Origin of the sequence: Rossellomorea sp. KS-H15a (genome assembly GCF_024195245.1) — a bacterium.
GTDB classification, from domain to species: domain Bacteria; phylum Bacillota; class Bacilli; order Bacillales; family Bacillaceae_B; genus Rossellomorea; species Rossellomorea vietnamensis.
Genome location: NZ_CP096886.1, coordinates 727,742 through 743,084 on the forward strand (window position 1 = coordinate 727,742; position 15,343 = coordinate 743,084).

9 protein-coding genes, 9 tRNA genes and 3 rRNA genes are annotated in these 15,343 nt (G+C 46.4%); 20 read left to right on the plus strand and 1 reads right to left on the minus strand.

Annotation, left to right across the window (positions count from 1 at the left end):
• Nucleotides 1-103: 103 nt before the first annotated feature.
• The 14 genes from M1J35_RS03650 (at nucleotide 104) to rocF (ending at nucleotide 7,730) form a co-directional block, all read left to right on the plus strand.
• Nucleotides 104-331 carry a hypothetical protein gene (locus M1J35_RS03650; protein WP_034765921.1) on the plus strand — a complete coding sequence of 76 codons (228 nt, stop codon included), beginning with the start codon at nucleotides 104-106 and terminating at the stop codon, nucleotides 329-331.
• Between the two features lie 357 nt (nucleotides 332-688).
• A 16S ribosomal RNA gene (locus tag M1J35_RS03655) occupies nucleotides 689-2,238 on the plus strand.
• A gap of 199 nt (nucleotides 2,239-2,437) precedes the next feature.
• A 23S ribosomal RNA gene (locus M1J35_RS03660) occupies nucleotides 2,438-5,372 on the plus strand.
• Between the two features lie 151 nt (nucleotides 5,373-5,523).
• Nucleotides 5,524-5,640 (plus strand): 5S ribosomal RNA (rrf, locus tag M1J35_RS03665).
• The 16S, 23S and 5S rRNA genes sit together here with 9 tRNA genes alongside, the layout of an rRNA operon.
• Before the next feature lie 8 nt (nucleotides 5,641-5,648).
• Nucleotides 5,649-5,723 (plus strand) — tRNA-Asn (locus M1J35_RS03670).
• A 2-nt stretch (nucleotides 5,724-5,725) separates the two neighbouring features.
• A tRNA-Thr gene (locus tag M1J35_RS03675) sits at nucleotides 5,726-5,798 on the plus strand.
• 20 nt (nucleotides 5,799-5,818) lie between these two features.
• Nucleotides 5,819-5,893 (plus strand) — tRNA-Glu (locus M1J35_RS03680).
• Nucleotides 5,894-5,922: 29 nt separating this feature from the next.
• Nucleotides 5,923-5,998, plus strand: a tRNA-Val gene (locus tag M1J35_RS03685).
• Between the two features lie 41 nt (nucleotides 5,999-6,039).
• A tRNA-Thr gene (locus M1J35_RS03690) sits at nucleotides 6,040-6,115 on the plus strand.
• A gap of 13 nt (nucleotides 6,116-6,128) precedes the next feature.
• A tRNA-Tyr gene (locus M1J35_RS03695) sits at nucleotides 6,129-6,212 on the plus strand.
• 68 nt (nucleotides 6,213-6,280) lie between these two features.
• A tRNA-Gln gene (locus tag M1J35_RS03700) sits at nucleotides 6,281-6,355 on the plus strand.
• A gap of 4 nt (nucleotides 6,356-6,359) precedes the next feature.
• Nucleotides 6,360-6,432: transfer RNA gene (locus tag M1J35_RS03705), tRNA-Lys, on the plus strand.
• Nucleotides 6,433-6,475: 43 nt separating this feature from the next.
• Nucleotides 6,476-6,551 (plus strand) — tRNA-Ala (locus M1J35_RS03710).
• Between the two features lie 276 nt (nucleotides 6,552-6,827).
• Entirely contained in the window at nucleotides 6,828-7,730 is a 903-nt protein-coding gene (gene rocF / locus M1J35_RS03715; protein ID WP_034765818.1) for an arginase, read from the plus strand.
• 56 nt (nucleotides 7,731-7,786) lie between these two features.
• Here rocF and M1J35_RS03720 read toward each other — a convergent pair whose 3' ends face one another.
• Nucleotides 7,787-7,948, minus strand: a complete 162-nt coding sequence (locus M1J35_RS03720; protein ID WP_034765819.1) for an aspartyl-phosphate phosphatase Spo0E family protein — start codon at nucleotides 7,946-7,948, stop codon at nucleotides 7,787-7,789.
• 166 nt (nucleotides 7,949-8,114) lie between these two features.
• Between M1J35_RS03720 and sigW the strand changes: the two genes are divergently transcribed.
• The 6 genes from sigW (at nucleotide 8,115) to glmS (ending at nucleotide 15,311) form a co-directional block, all read left to right on the plus strand.
• Complete coding sequence (gene sigW / locus M1J35_RS03725; protein ID WP_034765821.1) at nucleotides 8,115-8,678, plus strand: RNA polymerase sigma factor SigW; 564 nt, start codon at nucleotides 8,115-8,117, stop codon at nucleotides 8,676-8,678.
• A 15-nt stretch (nucleotides 8,679-8,693) separates the two neighbouring features.
• Nucleotides 8,694-9,323 (plus strand): anti-sigma factor family protein, encoded by a 630-nt coding sequence (locus M1J35_RS03730; RefSeq protein WP_224522344.1) that lies wholly within the window; start codon nucleotides 8,694-8,696, stop codon nucleotides 9,321-9,323.
• 235 nt (nucleotides 9,324-9,558) lie between these two features.
• A complete protein-coding gene (gene cdaA, locus M1J35_RS03735; protein ID WP_034765824.1) occupies nucleotides 9,559-10,395 on the plus strand; it encodes a diadenylate cyclase CdaA in 837 nt (278 codons plus the stop codon).
• Entirely contained in the window at nucleotides 10,388-11,629 is a 1,242-nt protein-coding gene (locus M1J35_RS03740) for a CdaR family protein (RefSeq protein WP_254652768.1), read from the plus strand. The genes cdaA and M1J35_RS03740 overlap by 8 nt, the downstream gene beginning before the upstream one ends.
• Nucleotides 11,630-11,653: 24 nt before the next feature.
• Entirely contained in the window at nucleotides 11,654-13,003 is a 1,350-nt protein-coding gene (glmM, locus tag M1J35_RS03745) for a phosphoglucosamine mutase (RefSeq protein WP_034765828.1), read from the plus strand.
• 505 nt (nucleotides 13,004-13,508) lie between these two features.
• Nucleotides 13,509-15,311 (plus strand): glutamine--fructose-6-phosphate transaminase (isomerizing), encoded by a 1,803-nt coding sequence (glmS, locus tag M1J35_RS03750; protein ID WP_034765829.1) that lies wholly within the window; start codon nucleotides 13,509-13,511, stop codon nucleotides 15,309-15,311.
• The last annotated feature ends 32 nt before the right edge of the window (nucleotides 15,312-15,343 follow it).

Genomic DNA, 15,343 nt, shown 5'->3' on the forward strand with positions numbered 1-15,343 from the left:
AGATATGCATGTCCTTCAAAAAAATATCTATCTGACAAAAAAATGATTATAAATATCTTTTAATGGAAAAAACTACAAATACCAACATAAAGGGGTGACATACTTGCTGGGGTTAATGATTAATGATAGAGAGAAACAAGAAATAGAATATCTGTTGAAAAGAGAGATGGATGAAATACTGTTCGATCTTAAGGATTCTCGAATTGATCATATCGTTAAGAGAGCAATGGATGAACGGTATAAAATCTTATTTTCCCTTTTTAAACGGTTTGCGAGTCACAAGGAATGTTTGAAATATATGAAGACAGCACCTAAGAAAGAAACAAATTAATGTCATCGGGCTCTCCTTTTAATGCAAGGGAGAGCTTTCATTATCATAAATGCGAGGGACTATGGATGAAATAGTAGTAATGGGAATGAAATAATTTATTAAAAAAGTTCACAAAATGTATTGACCCGTATTTAAAATCTTGATATAGTAATAAACGTCGCTGAAACACAATGAATTATTTAGAAGAAACACCAATAAATAATTTTAAAAAACAGTTGACATCACATGATGAATTGTGATAAATTAATAAAGTCGCTTCAAACGGAAGCACTTACAAATTGAACCTTGAAAACTGAACAAAACAAGACAATACGTCAACGTTAATTCTAGATTTATTTTAAAGAGCTATTCAAACTTTTATCGGAGAGTTTGATCCTGGCTCAGGACGAACGCTGGCGGCGTGCCTAATACATGCAAGTCGAGCGGATTGATGGGAGCTTGCTCCCTGATATCAGCGGCGGACGGGTGAGTAACACGTGGGTAACCTGCCTGTAAGACTGGGATAACTCCGGGAAACCGGGGCTAATACCGGATAACCCATTTCCTCGCATGAGGAAATGTTGAAAGATGGCTTCGGCTATCACTTACAGATGGACCCGCGGCGCATTAGCTAGTTGGTGAGGTAACGGCTCACCAAGGCAACGATGCGTAGCCGACCTGAGAGGGTGATCGGCCACACTGGGACTGAGACACGGCCCAGACTCCTACGGGAGGCAGCAGTAGGGAATCTTCCGCAATGGACGAAAGTCTGACGGAGCAACGCCGCGTGAGTGATGAAGGTTTTCGGATCGTAAAGCTCTGTTGTTAGGGAAGAACAAGTGCCGTTCGAATAGGGCGGCACCTTGACGGTACCTAACCAGAAAGCCACGGCTAACTACGTGCCAGCAGCCGCGGTAATACGTAGGTGGCAAGCGTTGTCCGGAATTATTGGGCGTAAAGCGCGCGCAGGTGGTTCCTTAAGTCTGATGTGAAAGCCCACGGCTCAACCGTGGAGGGTCATTGGAAACTGGGGAACTTGAGTGCAGAAGAGGAAAGTGGAATTCCAAGTGTAGCGGTGAAATGCGTAGATATTTGGAGGAACACCAGTGGCGAAGGCGACTTTCTGGTCTGTAACTGACACTGAGGCGCGAAAGCGTGGGGAGCAAACAGGATTAGATACCCTGGTAGTCCACGCCGTAAACGATGAGTGCTAAGTGTTAGGGGGTTTCCGCCCCTTAGTGCTGCAGCTAACGCATTAAGCACTCCGCCTGGGGAGTACGGTCGCAAGACTGAAACTCAAAGGAATTGACGGGGGCCCGCACAAGCGGTGGAGCATGTGGTTTAATTCGAAGCAACGCGAAGAACCTTACCAGGTCTTGACATCCTCTGACAACCCTAGAGATAGGGCTTTCCCCTTCGGGGGACAGAGTGACAGGTGGTGCATGGTTGTCGTCAGCTCGTGTCGTGAGATGTTGGGTTAAGTCCCGCAACGAGCGCAACCCTTGATCTTAGTTGCCAGCATTCAGTTGGGCACTCTAAGATGACTGCCGGTGACAAACCGGAGGAAGGTGGGGATGACGTCAAATCATCATGCCCCTTATGACCTGGGCTACACACGTGCTACAATGGACGGTACAAAGGGCAGCGAGACCGCGAGGTTTAGCCAATCCCATAAAACCGTTCTCAGTTCGGATTGTAGGCTGCAACTCGCCTACATGAAGCTGGAATCGCTAGTAATCGCGGATCAGCATGCCGCGGTGAATACGTTCCCGGGCCTTGTACACACCGCCCGTCACACCACGAGAGTTTGTAACACCCAAGTCGGTGAGGTAACCTTTTGGAGCCAGCCGCCTAAGGTGGGACAGATGATTGGGGTGAAGTCGTAACAAGGTAGCCGTATCGGAAGGTGCGGCTGGATCACCTCCTTTCTAAGGAAGATTTACTAAAACGTTTGACAGTCGAAGTTTTGTTCAGTTTTGATGGTTTAATTACTGTCAAAACATTTTTTATCTCTTGCGAGATAAAAGTTGTGTTTGTTCTTTGAAAACTAGATAAAGATAAATTGATAGTCAAGAAATTACCGAGTATCGCCATTTTAGGTTTTAAACCTGATGTAACAACCAATTCGGTTAAGTTATGAAGGGCGCACGGTGGATGCCTTGGCACTAGGAGCCGACGAAGGACGGGACTAACACCGATATGCTTTGGGGAGCTGTAAGTGAGCTTTGATCCAGAGATTTCCGAATGGGGGAACCCATTGTTCGTAATGGAACAATATCCTTACTTGAATACATAGAGTATGGAAGGCAGACCCAGGGAACTGAAACATCTAAGTACCTGGAGGAAGAGAAAGCAATTGCGATTCCCTGAGTAGCGGCGAGCGAAACGGGATATAGCCCAAACCAAGAGGCTTGCCTCTTGGGGTTGTAGGACACTCTATACGGAGTTACAAAGGAATGAAGTAGACGAAGAAGTCTGGAAAGGCTCGTCAAAGAAGGTAACAACCCTGTAGTTGAAACTTCATTCCCTCTTGAGTGGATCCTGAGTACGGCGGGACACGTGAAATCCCGTCGGAAGCTGGGAGGACCATCTCCCAAGGCTAAATACTCCCTAGTGACCGATAGTGAACCAGTACCGTGAGGGAAAGGTGAAAAGCACCCCGGAAGGGGAGTGAAATAGAACCTGAAACCGTGTGCCTACAAGTAGTCAGAGCCCGTTAACGGGTGATGGCGTGCCTTTTGTAGAATGAACCGGCGAGTTACGATCCCATGCAAGGTTAAGTTGATAAGACGGAGCCGCAGCGAAAGCGAGTCTGAAAAGGGCGAATTGAGTATGTGGTCGTAGACCCGAAACCAGGTGATCTACCCATGTCCAGGATGAAGTTCAGGTAACACTGAATGGAGGTCCGAACCCACGCACGTTGAAAAGTGCGGGGATGAGGTGTGGGTAGCGGAGAAATTCCAATCGAACTTGGAGATAGCTGGTTCTCTCCGAAATAGCTTTAGGGCTAGCCTCATGTGTAAGAGTCTTGGAGGTAGAGCACTGTTTGGACTAGGGGCCCTCATCGGGTTACCGAATTCAGACAAACTCCGAATGCCAAAGACTTATCCATGGGAGTCAGACTGCGAGTGATAAGATCCGTAGTCGAAAGGGAAACAGCCCAGACCACCAGCTAAGGTCCCAAAGTATACGTTAAGTGGAAAAGGATGTGGAGTTGCTTAGACAACCAGGATGTTGGCTTAGAAGCAGCCACCATTTAAAGAGTGCGTAATAGCTCACTGGTCGAGTGACTCTGCGCCGAAAATGTACCGGGGCTAACGTATCACCGAAGCTGTGGATTGACACCTCTAGGTGTCAGTGGTAGGAGAGCGTTCTAAGGACTGCGAAGCTAGACCGTAAGGACTGGTGGAGTGCTTAGAAGTGAGAATGCCGGTATGAGTAGCGAAAGATGGGTGAGAATCCCATCCACCGAATGCCTAAGGTTTCCTGAGGAAGGCTCGTCCGCTCAGGGTTAGTCGGGACCTAAGTCGAGGCCGATAGGCGTAGACGATGGACAACAGGTTGATATTCCTGTACCACCTCTTTTCCGTTTGAGCAATGGGGGGACGCAGGAGGATAGGGTAAGCGCACTGCTGGATATGTGCGTCTAAGCAGTTAGGCTGATGATGAGGCAAATCCCATCATCGCGAAGGCTGAGCTGTGATAGCGAGCGAATTATAGTAGCGAAGTTCCTGATTCCACACTGCCAAGAAAAGCCTCTAGCGAGGAAAAAGGTGCCCGTACCGCAAACCGACACAGGTAGGCGAGGAGAGAATCCTAAGGTGAGCGAGAGAACTCTCGTTAAGGAACTCGGCAAAATGACCCCGTAACTTCGGGAGAAGGGGTGCTCTGGTAGGGTGCAAGCCCGAGAGAGCCGCAGTGAATAGGCCCAGGCGACTGTTTAGCAAAAACACAGGTCTCTGCGAAGCCGTAAGGCGAAGTATAGGGGCTGACGCCTGCCCGGTGCTGGAAGGTTAAGAGGAGTGCTTAGCGCAAGCGAAGGTGCGAATCGAAGCCCCAGTAAACGGCGGCCGTAACTATAACGGTCCTAAGGTAGCGAAATTCCTTGTCGGGTAAGTTCCGACCCGCACGAAAGGCGTAACGATCTGGGCACTGTCTCAACGAGAGACTCGGTGAAATTATAGTACCTGTGAAGATGCAGGTTACCCGCGACAGGACGGAAAGACCCCGTGGAGCTTTACTGTAGCCTGATATTGAATTTTGGTACAGCTTGTACAGGATAGGTAGGAGCCTTGGAAACCGGAGCGCCAGCTTCGGTGGAGGCATCGGTGGGATACTACCCTGGCTGTATTGAAATTCTAACCCGCGCCCCTTATCGGGGTGGGAGACAGTGTCAGGTGGGCAGTTTGACTGGGGCGGTCGCCTCCTAAAGAGTAACGGAGGCGCCCAAAGGTTCCCTCAGAATGGTTGGAAATCATTCGCAGAGTGTAAAGGCACAAGGGAGCTTGACTGCGAGACCTACAAGTCGAGCAGGGACGAAAGTCGGGCTTAGTGATCCGGTGGTTCCGCATGGAAGGGCCATCGCTCAACGGATAAAAGCTACCCCGGGGATAACAGGCTTATCTCCCCCAAGAGTCCACATCGACGGGGAGGTTTGGCACCTCGATGTCGGCTCATCGCATCCTGGGGCTGTAGTCGGTCCCAAGGGTTGGGCTGTTCGCCCATTAAAGCGGTACGCGAGCTGGGTTCAGAACGTCGTGAGACAGTTCGGTCCCTATCCGTCGTGGGCGCAGGAAATTTGAGAGGAGCTGTCCTTAGTACGAGAGGACCGGGATGGACGCACCGCTGGTGTACCAGTTGTCTTGCCAAAGGCATCGCTGGGTAGCTATGTGCGGAAGGGATAAGTGCTGAAAGCATCTAAGCATGAAGCCCCCCTCGAGATGAGATTTCCCATCACGTAAGTGAGTAAGATCCCTAGAAGATGACTAGGTAGATAGGTCAGAGATGGAAGCATGGCGACATGTGGAGTTGACTGATACTAATCGATCGAGGACTTAACCACAAAGAGTCATATTTATATGAACAACAATTGGTCGATATTCGGCTTTCTTGACATCAATTCTTTATCTAGTTTTCAGGGAATAAATTTTCATTTATACCTTGATTTTTACCGAAAATATTATATAATAATATTTGTCATTGTAAGCAATATGTCTGGTGATAATGGCGAAGAGGTCACACCCGTTCCCATGCCGAACACGGAAGTTAAGCTCTTCAGCGCCGATGGTAGTTGGGGGATCTCCCCCTGTGAGAGTAGGACGTCGCCAGGCCAAATCATTCCGCAGTAGCTCAGTGGTAGAGCTATCGGCTGTTAACCGATCGGTCGCAAGTTCGAATCTTGCCTGCGGAGCCATTGCTTCCATAGCTCAGCAGGTAGAGTGCTTCCATGGTAAGGAAGAGGTCACCGGTTCGAGCCCGGTTGGAAGCTTTTATTTTTTTTTACAAACCGGCCCATTGGTCAAGCGGTTAAGACACCGCCCTTTCACGGCGGTAACACGGGTTCGAATCCCGTATGGGTCACCATTTTCTTTTTGAAGGAAAAGATACATAACGGAGGATTAGCTCAGCTGGGAGAGCATCTGCCTTACAAGCAGAGGGTCGGCGGTTCGATCCCGTCATCCTCCACCATTTTTTTACGAAAGTAAAATGAATGTTTGATAACCATATATGCCGGTGTAGCTCAACTGGTAGAGCAACTGACTTGTAATCAGTAGGTTGGGGGTTCAAGTCCTCTTGCCGGCACCATTGTTTTTTAGCTGGAGGGGTAGCGAAGTGGCTAAACGCGGCGGACTGTAAATCCGCTCCTTCGGGTTCGGCAGTTCGAATCTGCCCCCCTCCACCATTTTGTATATTTCATTGTAAAATGGACATCCTATAAATGTCCCTTTTTTATGCCATTCACGTAATTATTGGGCTATAGCCAAGCGGTAAGGCATCGCACTTTGACTGCGACATGCGTTGGTTCGAATCCAGCTAGCCCAGCCATTACGAGCCATTAGCTCAGTTGGTAGAGCATCTGACTTTTAATCAGAGGGTCGAAGGTTCGAATCCTTCATGGCTCATCACACATTTCTCACATCTCTTGGTGTGAGAATTTCTCTATATGGGGCCTTAGCTCAGCTGGGAGAGCGCCTGCTTTGCACGCAGGAGGTCAGCGGTTCGATCCCGCTAGGCTCCACCAAAGATATTTTGCAGATGCAAAAATATCCATCCGCTTATGAAGCAAAAAAATCAACATACATACGACATGATTAGACCTCAAATCTTTTAGGAGATTTGAGGTTTTTTTTGTGTACATAAATAATACGTTTGATGGCCTAATACATAAACTTACACTCATTCTCCCATAACCCCTCCGCCCACGCATATATATACACAATCCTGTCCAGTTGAGTCATCGGCCCTACTAGGGATACAATGGGGGTAGGATGTAAATTTTGAATAGGGGGAATTTTTGATGAAAAGAAACATTTCAATTATTGGTGTACCGATGGATTTAGGTCAAATGCGCAGAGGTGTGGACATGGGACCGAGTGCGATTCGTTATGCCGGTATCGTTGAGCGACTTGAGAATCTCGGATATGATATCAAGGACCTGGGTGATATTGAGATCGGTCAAGCTGAACGTGTACATAATAATCCTGATACAAATTTACGAAATTTGAAAGCGGTTGCTGAAGCAAGCGAAACGCTTGCCGGTAAGGTGAATGATGTCATTGGCAGCGGGGATTTCCCATTGATTTTTGGTGGGGATCACAGTATTGCGATTGGAACATTGGCAGGGGTTTCTCCCCATTATGAGAACTTAGGGGTGATTTGGTACGATGCCCACGGTGACTTGAATACGGGAGACACCTCTCCGTCCGGAAATATACACGGGATGCCCCTGGCAGTAAGCCTTGGGATCGGCCATGAGGATTTAACGGGTATCGGGCAAAGTTCACCAAAGATCAAGCCTGAGAACATCGTCATCATCGGTGCACGTTCTTTAGATGAAGGAGAAAGAGAGTTGATTAAGGAAAAAGGCATCAAAGTGTATACGATGCATGAAATCGACCGCCTGGGAATGACAAGGGTAATGGAAGAATCCATTGATTACTTGAAGGGAAGAACGGATGGGGTTCATCTATCACTTGATTTAGACGGCCTGGATCCAAGTGATGCCCCTGGAGTTGGGACGCCTGTCCTTGGAGGGATCAGCTACCGCGAGAGTCATTTGGCGATGGAGATGCTTGAGGAGTCTGGATTGATTACGTCTGCTGAATTCGTGGAGGTAAATCCCATCCTGGATGAGAAGAATAAGACAGCTACGGTTGCCGTTGCGTTGATGGGATCACTTTTTGGAGAGAAGTTACTATAATAAATGTCAAAAAAGGCTGGAACCCTCTAAGGATTCCAGCCTTCATCTATTCCCCTTCAATGGTGCTTGACCACTTGATATTGATTTAACAGATCGTCAAGACGAGTACTCAAATCAACTACTTGCTCATCGGCAAAGGAAGACTTTAATGCTAGTTCGACCATTTGGCGACGGCAGTCTTCAATTTGAAATAATAAATCATTCATTCTTCTCCTCATTTCGAGATCCTCCCGCAATAGAAATATTAGTTCCTTTATACCCCTTTTCTAATAAATGTAAACACATTTCCTTAAAAATTTGTTAGGATAATAATATAAAAAAATTGAAACCTTTTGATAGGGTACTACGTATATAAATATAGCCGCATAGAGCGGAGGTTGTGAAATGGAAGCGTTAGTGAATAAACGGATAAAACAAGTATTGAAAGGTGATCAAAATGCCTTTGCAGAATTGGTCGAGCTTTACAAAGATAAAGTGTTCCAAATTTGCTTCCGCATGCTTGGGAATCGTCATGAAGCAGAGGATATCGCCCAAGAGGCATTTATTAGGGCATACGTAAATATCGAGACTTTTAATCAAAAGAGAAAGTTTTCGACCTGGCTGTTCAGGATTGCGACAAATCTTTGCATCGACCGGATTCGTAAGAAAAAGCCGGATTACTTCCTGGATGCAGAGGTGGCAGGAACGGAAGGATTGACAATGTACTCTCAGGTGGCTGCTGATGTTCAGCTTCCGGAAGATGAAGTGGAGAATATGGAGTTGCAGGAGACCATACAGAAAGAAATTTCCAAGTTACCGGAGAAATATCGATCGGTCATCGTTTTAAAATACATTGAAGAGCTCCCGCTTCAGGAAATCAGCGAAATACTGGATTTACCGTTAGGAACGGTTAAAACGAGAGTACATAGAGGGCGGGAAGCTCTCAGAAAACAATTACGATCACTGTAGAGAGGGTGAGTGAACATGAAACCTTGTCCTGAAGAAATCATCGACTATATGCACGATTATTTAGATGGAGACTTAAATAGGGAGAAAGAAGAAACGCTGAAACATCATTTGCAGGAATGCAGCGATTGTCAGCATCATTTCCATGAATTGAAAAAAGCGATTGCGTTTGTACAAAGCACATCTCATATCAGTGCTTCTGCAGACTTTACAGATAAAGTCATGGCGGGATTACCGAAAGAGAAGAAGAAGATAGGGGTGCAGAGATGGTTCCGTCACCACCCGCTACTTACGGCTGCGGCCCTGTTCCTGTTCTTTATGACAGGAAGTTTCCTTACCTCCTGGAATGATGAGGACTTCTCATTTACGAAAAATACTAAATTAGTCGTTCAGGATCATACGGTTGTCGTACCTGAGGGGGAAGTCGTAAATGGTGACCTGACCGTCCGGAATGGTGATGTGAAAATAGAAGGAAAAGTCACAGGGAACGTGACCGTCATCAACGGTAATCAATATCTGGCTTCTGCAGGCAGTGTGACAGGAGAAATCCATGAAATCGATGAGGCGTTTGAGTGGCTTTGGTACCAGATTAAAAAAGGGGCTAAAGACACGTTGGATTGGGGAAATTCGCAACTTGAAGAAAAGTAGGATAAAATAGAGGGGATGGAATGTCAGGTCCGTCCCTAAAGGGCTGACACTTATGATGTTCGTGTCAGTTTTTTTATGCAAAAACGTGAGTTCATGAAGAGAATAGAAAGAATCATGAAGCCGTGGGTGTCTTTCATTTGACAGTGATAAAATGTGCTATAATAGGAACGTTACGAAAATGGAGAAGCCACACATGGCGGCTTACGCTTTCGATTAAGCTATTGGAGGATGTAATATGCCGTTTATCGATATTTTTTCGGATTACTCCGCGCTGGATTATGTCTCTGATATTGTAGATATACTCGTTGTATGGTTTGTAATCTATAAACTGATCATGCTGATAAAAGGAACGAAAGCAGTACAATTATTAAAAGGTATTTTTGTCATCATCATTGTAAGAGGCCTGAGTAGTATCTTTGGTCTCGATACACTGGGATGGATGATGGAACAAGCCCTCACATGGGGGTTCCTTGCGATCATCATCATCTTCCAGCCTGAACTCCGCCGGGCCCTTGAACAGCTTGGTCGTGGCCGATTGTTCTCAAGGACAGGGCTTCAGGAGGAAGAAGAGCAGGAACAGATGATTGAATCCATGACAAAAGCCGTAAGCTATATGGCAAAGCGGCGGATCGGGGCTCTCCTTACTCTTGAGAGGGAGACGGGGATGAGTGATTATATTGAAACAGGTATACCCCTTGATGCGAAAATTTCGTCCCAGCTGCTCATTAATATCTTCATCCCGAATACACCACTTCATGATGGAGCGGTGATTGTACAGAAGAATCAAATCGCAGCAGCTGCATGCTATCTACCGTTATCGGAAAGTCCTTTCATCTCAAAGGAACTGGGAACAAGGCACAGAGCTGCACTTGGTGTCAGTGAAGTGACGGATAGTATCACCATCGTTGTGTCAGAAGAAACGGGAGCTATCTCCATTACGAAAAATGGGGAGTTGCATCGCGATCTCTCTCTGGAGCGCTTCAGGGAAATTCTTACATTAGAGCTCATTGGCGATAAAACGAATGCTTCCTCGACAAAATGGAGCTTTAGGGGGAAGAAAGAAAATGGATAAATTCATGGAAAGCCGTTGGTTCATGCGTATCGTCGGACTCATGCTAGCTTTCATTCTTTATCTATCCGTGAACTTTGACGATATTCAGAAGACGGCCAACAATAGTAACGGTACGTCCCAGAATGCGATTGAAACGATCCAGGATGTCCCGCTTGAAGTGTTCTATGATAGTGAGAACTTGGAAGTGTCAGGCTTGCCGGATACCGTGAACGTGACCGTGGAGGGATCAAAAGCGATTGTCCAACAGGCGAAAACCCTCAAAGACTTTCAAGTATATGTTGATTTAAATGATATTGGAATAGGTGAACACCGTGTGGAAATTCAGATTCAGAACATCTCTGATAAATTGGATGTGAAGATCGATCCTGATTTCGCCAATATTTCCGTACAGGAAAAGGTCACGGAAGAATTCACCATTGAACCTAAATTCAATGAGAGTATACTATCCAATGGATATGAGGAAGAAGGTCTTGCCGTCGATCCAAAATCCGTGAAGGTGACAGGCTCGAAGGATGAGGTAGAGCGGATTGCCTACGTGATTGCCACACTCGATGTAGACGAAGAAATCAATGAAAATGTGACTAGGGAAGCCAGGGTACAGGTGCTCGACCGGGAATATAACAAACTGGATGTCCAAGTGGATCCTGAAGTGGTGGATGTGACCGTGTCGGTCGTGAATCCGAGTAAGGCCGTACCAGTCACCATCAAACAAAAAGGAAGCCTTCCGAAGGGTACCACCCTTGAGTCGATTTCAGTGGAACCTAAAGAAGCAACGGTCTTTGGAAGGCAGGATGTACTCGACACAGTCGAAGAACTCCTGGCAGAAGTCGATCTTTCCAAGATCACGAAGGATTCGACCATTACTGTGCCACTCGCCCTACAGGATGGTTTGAATAAAGTGGCTCCTGAAGAAGTAAAAGTCACAGTTAATGTGAACACAACCGAAGAGAAAAGCTTATCCGGGATCGAAATCAAACCTGAAGGATTGGCTGACGAATATGAGTACACCATCATGGAACCTGAAAACGGAGTAGTGGACGTGTCTCTGAAAGGTGAAAACGAAGAAGTGAGTAGTGTGAAGAAAGAAGATTTCTCTCTTGCTCTCGATCTTACAGGGCTCGAACCCGGGGAACATGAGGTAGAAATAGAAGCGGAAGGGCCGGAGAATGTTGAATGGACCCTTTCGCAAAAAAAGGTAAAAGTAGAAATTAAAGAAAAGAACACATCAGCATAGAGCTGTAAAAAGGAGAGAATGACAATGGGTAAGTATTTTGGAACGGATGGAGTAAGAGGTGTAGCGAATACCGAATTGACACCGGAATTAGCGTTTAAGCTCGGCCGATTTGGTGGATATGTTCTGACAAAGGATGCTACACGTCCCAAAATATTGATTGGACGGGATACCCGGATTTCCGGACATATGCTGGAAGGGGCTCTTGTAGCGGGACTTCTTTCAATAGGTGCTGAAGTGATGCGCTTAGGCGTGATTTCAACTCCTGGTGTCGCTTATCTGACAAAGGCGCTCGGAGCTCAGGCGGGGGTCATGATTTCCGCTTCTCATAACCCGGTTGCCGATAACGGAATTAAATTCTTCGGACCGGATGGCTTCAAGCTTTCCGATGACCAGGAAAGTGAAATTGAAGATCTGTTGGACCAAACCGTTGACGGGCTTCCTCGTCCGACAGGCGCGGACCTTGGGCAGGTAAGTGACTATTTCGAAGGCGGTCAGAAGTATCTGCAGTATTTAAAACAATCAGTAGACGAAGATTTCGATGGTTTACATATTGCGTTAGATTGTGCACACGGTGCTACATCCGCCCTTGCCACTCACCTGTTTGCTGATCTGGATGCCGATATTTCCACAATGGGAGCATCCCCGAATGGATTGAACATCAATGAAGGTGTCGGCTCCACTCACCCGGAAACATTGGCTGAAATGGTGAAAGAAAAAGGCGCGGATCTGGGTCTTGCCTTTGATGGAGATGGAGATCGGATCATTGCCATTGATGAGCACGGACAGATCGTTGACGGCGATCAGATCATGTACATCTGCGGTAAGTACTTGAAATCACAAGGGCAGTTAAAACAGTCTACTGTCGTATCGACTGTAATGAGTAATCTAGGGTTCCATAAAGGACTTGAAGAGAATGGCATCCAGAGCATCCAGACAGCCGTCGGGGACCGCTATGTGGTGGAAGAGATGAAGAAAAACGGTTACACACTCGGTGGAGAGCAGTCAGGCCATATCATCTTCCTGGATTACAATACGACTGGGGACGGACTATTAACGGGAATTCAGCTGGTGAACATCATGAAGGTGACAGGTAAATCACTTTCTGAACTTGCCGGAGAGATGCAGAAGTTTCCTCAGAAGCTTGTGAATGTACGAGTGACGGATAAGCACCATGTCACGGATAACGACACGGTGAAAAACGTCATTCAAAAGGTGGAAGAAGAAATGAACGGAAATGGCCGTATTCTTGTACGTCCTTCCGGAACAGAGCCTTTGGTGCGTGTAATGGCGGAAGCACCTACGGAAGAACTTTGTGAGCGATATGTGAATGAAATCGTACAGGTCGTCGACCAGGAAATGGGTCTAAACGAATAGTTGATTTTTCATGCACAAGGGGTCAATATGAGCCTCTTGTGCATATTTAATTAGTAGAGACCTTTTGAAAGGGTTTATCACTATCCTGTGTCGGGAACATGACAAATGGATAACAACTTATTGATGTCATGAGATTTATATTGACGAAGGGAAACCTGCTGGTGTATGATGATTTTGTTTTCGTTTTTCAAATAAAATGGGAATGTAATTCAAGAAGGAAAGGTGGATTGTAAGTAATAATCCTATAAAGCGCCAGGACTAAGCGATGGATACGTAAAGGATCGTTTAGTTGACGAGGTGGAGGTTTATCGAGTATTCGGCGGATGCCTCCCGGTTCGCATATGTCACCGAACCGAAAGTTTCGTCCTTAAAACGTTAAGGCAACTTAATGCACAAAGGGAAGAAAAAAGTGACCTAAAAAACTAATGACAAACAGAGATAAGGGGGCAAGTTGTCCCCAAAAGAGTTCTTGCCCCCTTGCATGTTCAGGGAGGAAATATAAATTATGTGTGGTATTGTTGGATATATTGGAAGTTCAGATACAAAGGAAATTCTTTTAAAAGGTCTTGAGAAGCTTGAGTACCGCGGTTATGATTCTGCAGGAATCGCCGTTCAAAACGAAGAAGGCATCCATGTGTTCAAGGAGAAAGGTCGTATTGCAGACCTTCGCGGCATCGTTGATGAGAACGTATCAAGCAACACTGGAATCGGACACACACGCTGGGCTACCCACGGTGTACCAAGCCAGGTGAATGCCCACCCTCATCAAAGTAACTCAGGCCGATTCACGATCGTTCATAACGGAGTAATCGAAAACTACTCCCAACTGAAGCGCGAATACCTGACAGACGTAACGTTCAAGAGTGATACGGATACTGAAGTCATCGTACAGCTGATCGAAAAGATCGTGGAAGAAGGAAATACGGTTGAGGAAGCGTTCCGTCAAACGCTGATGCTTCTTAAAGGTTCTTATGCGATTGCCCTTTTAGATTCTGAGAACGATGAAACCATCTATGTAGCGAAAAACAAAAGTCCACTTCTTGTCGGTCTTGGAGAAGACTTCAACGTTGTAGCAAGTGATGCTATGGCGATGATTCAAGTAACGGATCAATATGTTGAGCTGATGGATAAAGAAATGGTCATCGTAACGAAGGAAAAGGTCGAAATTCAAAATCTGATCGGTGAAGTAATGGAACGTGCTCCTTACACGGCTGAAATCGATGCCAGTGATATTGAAAAAGGAACATACCCTCACTATATGCTGAAAGAAATCGACGAGCAGCCTCTAGTGATGCGTAAAATCATCCAGGCTTACCAAAACGAGAACAACGAGCTTCACATCGATGAGCCTATCGTCGGAGCGATGAAAGAAGCGGATCGTGTCTACATCATTGCATGTGGAACGAGCTACCACGCTGGCCTTGTTGGAAAGCAATTTATCGAGAAGAGCGCAGGGATCCCTGTAGAAGTTCATGTAGCAAGCGAATTCAGCTACAACATGCCTTTACTTTCTAAGAAACCATTGTTCGTATTCATCTCACAAAGTGGTGAAACGGCAGACAGTCGTGCCGTACTTGTCCAGATCAAAGAGCTTGGACATAAATCATTGACGATCACAAACGTAGCGGGTTCTACCCTGTCACGTGAAGCGGATTACACATTGCTTCTTCATGCAGGACCTGAGATTGCGGTTGCTTCAACGAAAGCGTACACAGCTCAGCTTGCAGTGCTTGCGATCCTTGCACACGTTGCCGGGCAGGCATGCGGAAACAACCAGGACTTTGACCTTGTTCAGGAACTGGGTATCGTGGCTACTGCGATGGAAGCACTTTGCGATACGAAAGAAGAGTTTGAAGATATCGCCCGCGAATATCTGTCAACTACTCGTAACTGTTTCTTCATCGGCCGTTCACTCGACTTCTATGTAGGCCTTGAAGGTGCATTGAAGCTGAAAGAAATCTCTTACATCCAGGCAGAAGGATTTGCCGGAGGAGAGCTTAAGCACGGTACAATCGCCCTAATCGAAGAAGGAACACCGATCGTTGCCCTTGCAACACAGGAAGAAGTAAACCTAGGCATCAGAGGAAATGTGAAAGAGGTAGTAGCTCGTGGAGCAAACCCTTGTATCATTTCCATGAAAGGCTTAGAAGACGAAGAAGATCGCTTCGTCATCCCGGAGGTTAACCCATTGTTAACACCTCTTATCTCTGTCATCCCATTACAATTAATCTCTTACTATGCTGCCCTGCACCGCGATTGCGATGTAGATAAGCCGCGTAACTTGGCTAAGTCTGTTACGGTCGAGTAAGGATTAAATAGAAGAAACCCGGTCAGTCCATG

Coding starts and splice junctions, on each gene's coding strand:
- glmM (WP_034765828.1), top strand. CDS start 11,654: ATGGGTAAGTATTTTGGAACGGATGGAGTAAGAGGTGTAGCGAATACC.
- cdaA (WP_034765824.1), top strand. CDS start 9,559: ATGCCGTTTATCGATATTTTTTCGGATTACTCCGCGCTGGATTATGTC.
- M1J35_RS03730 (WP_224522344.1), top strand. CDS start 8,694: ATGAAACCTTGTCCTGAAGAAATCATCGACTATATGCACGATTATTTA.
- M1J35_RS03740 (WP_254652768.1), top strand. CDS start 10,388: ATGGATAAATTCATGGAAAGCCGTTGGTTCATGCGTATCGTCGGACTC.
- sigW (WP_034765821.1), top strand. CDS start 8,115: ATGGAAGCGTTAGTGAATAAACGGATAAAACAAGTATTGAAAGGTGAT.
- M1J35_RS03720 (WP_034765819.1), bottom strand. CDS start 7,948: ATGAGGAGAAGAATGAATGATTTATTATTTCAAATTGAAGACTGCCGT.
- glmS (WP_034765829.1), top strand. CDS start 13,509: ATGTGTGGTATTGTTGGATATATTGGAAGTTCAGATACAAAGGAAATT.
- rocF (WP_034765818.1), top strand. CDS start 6,828: ATGAAAAGAAACATTTCAATTATTGGTGTACCGATGGATTTAGGTCAA.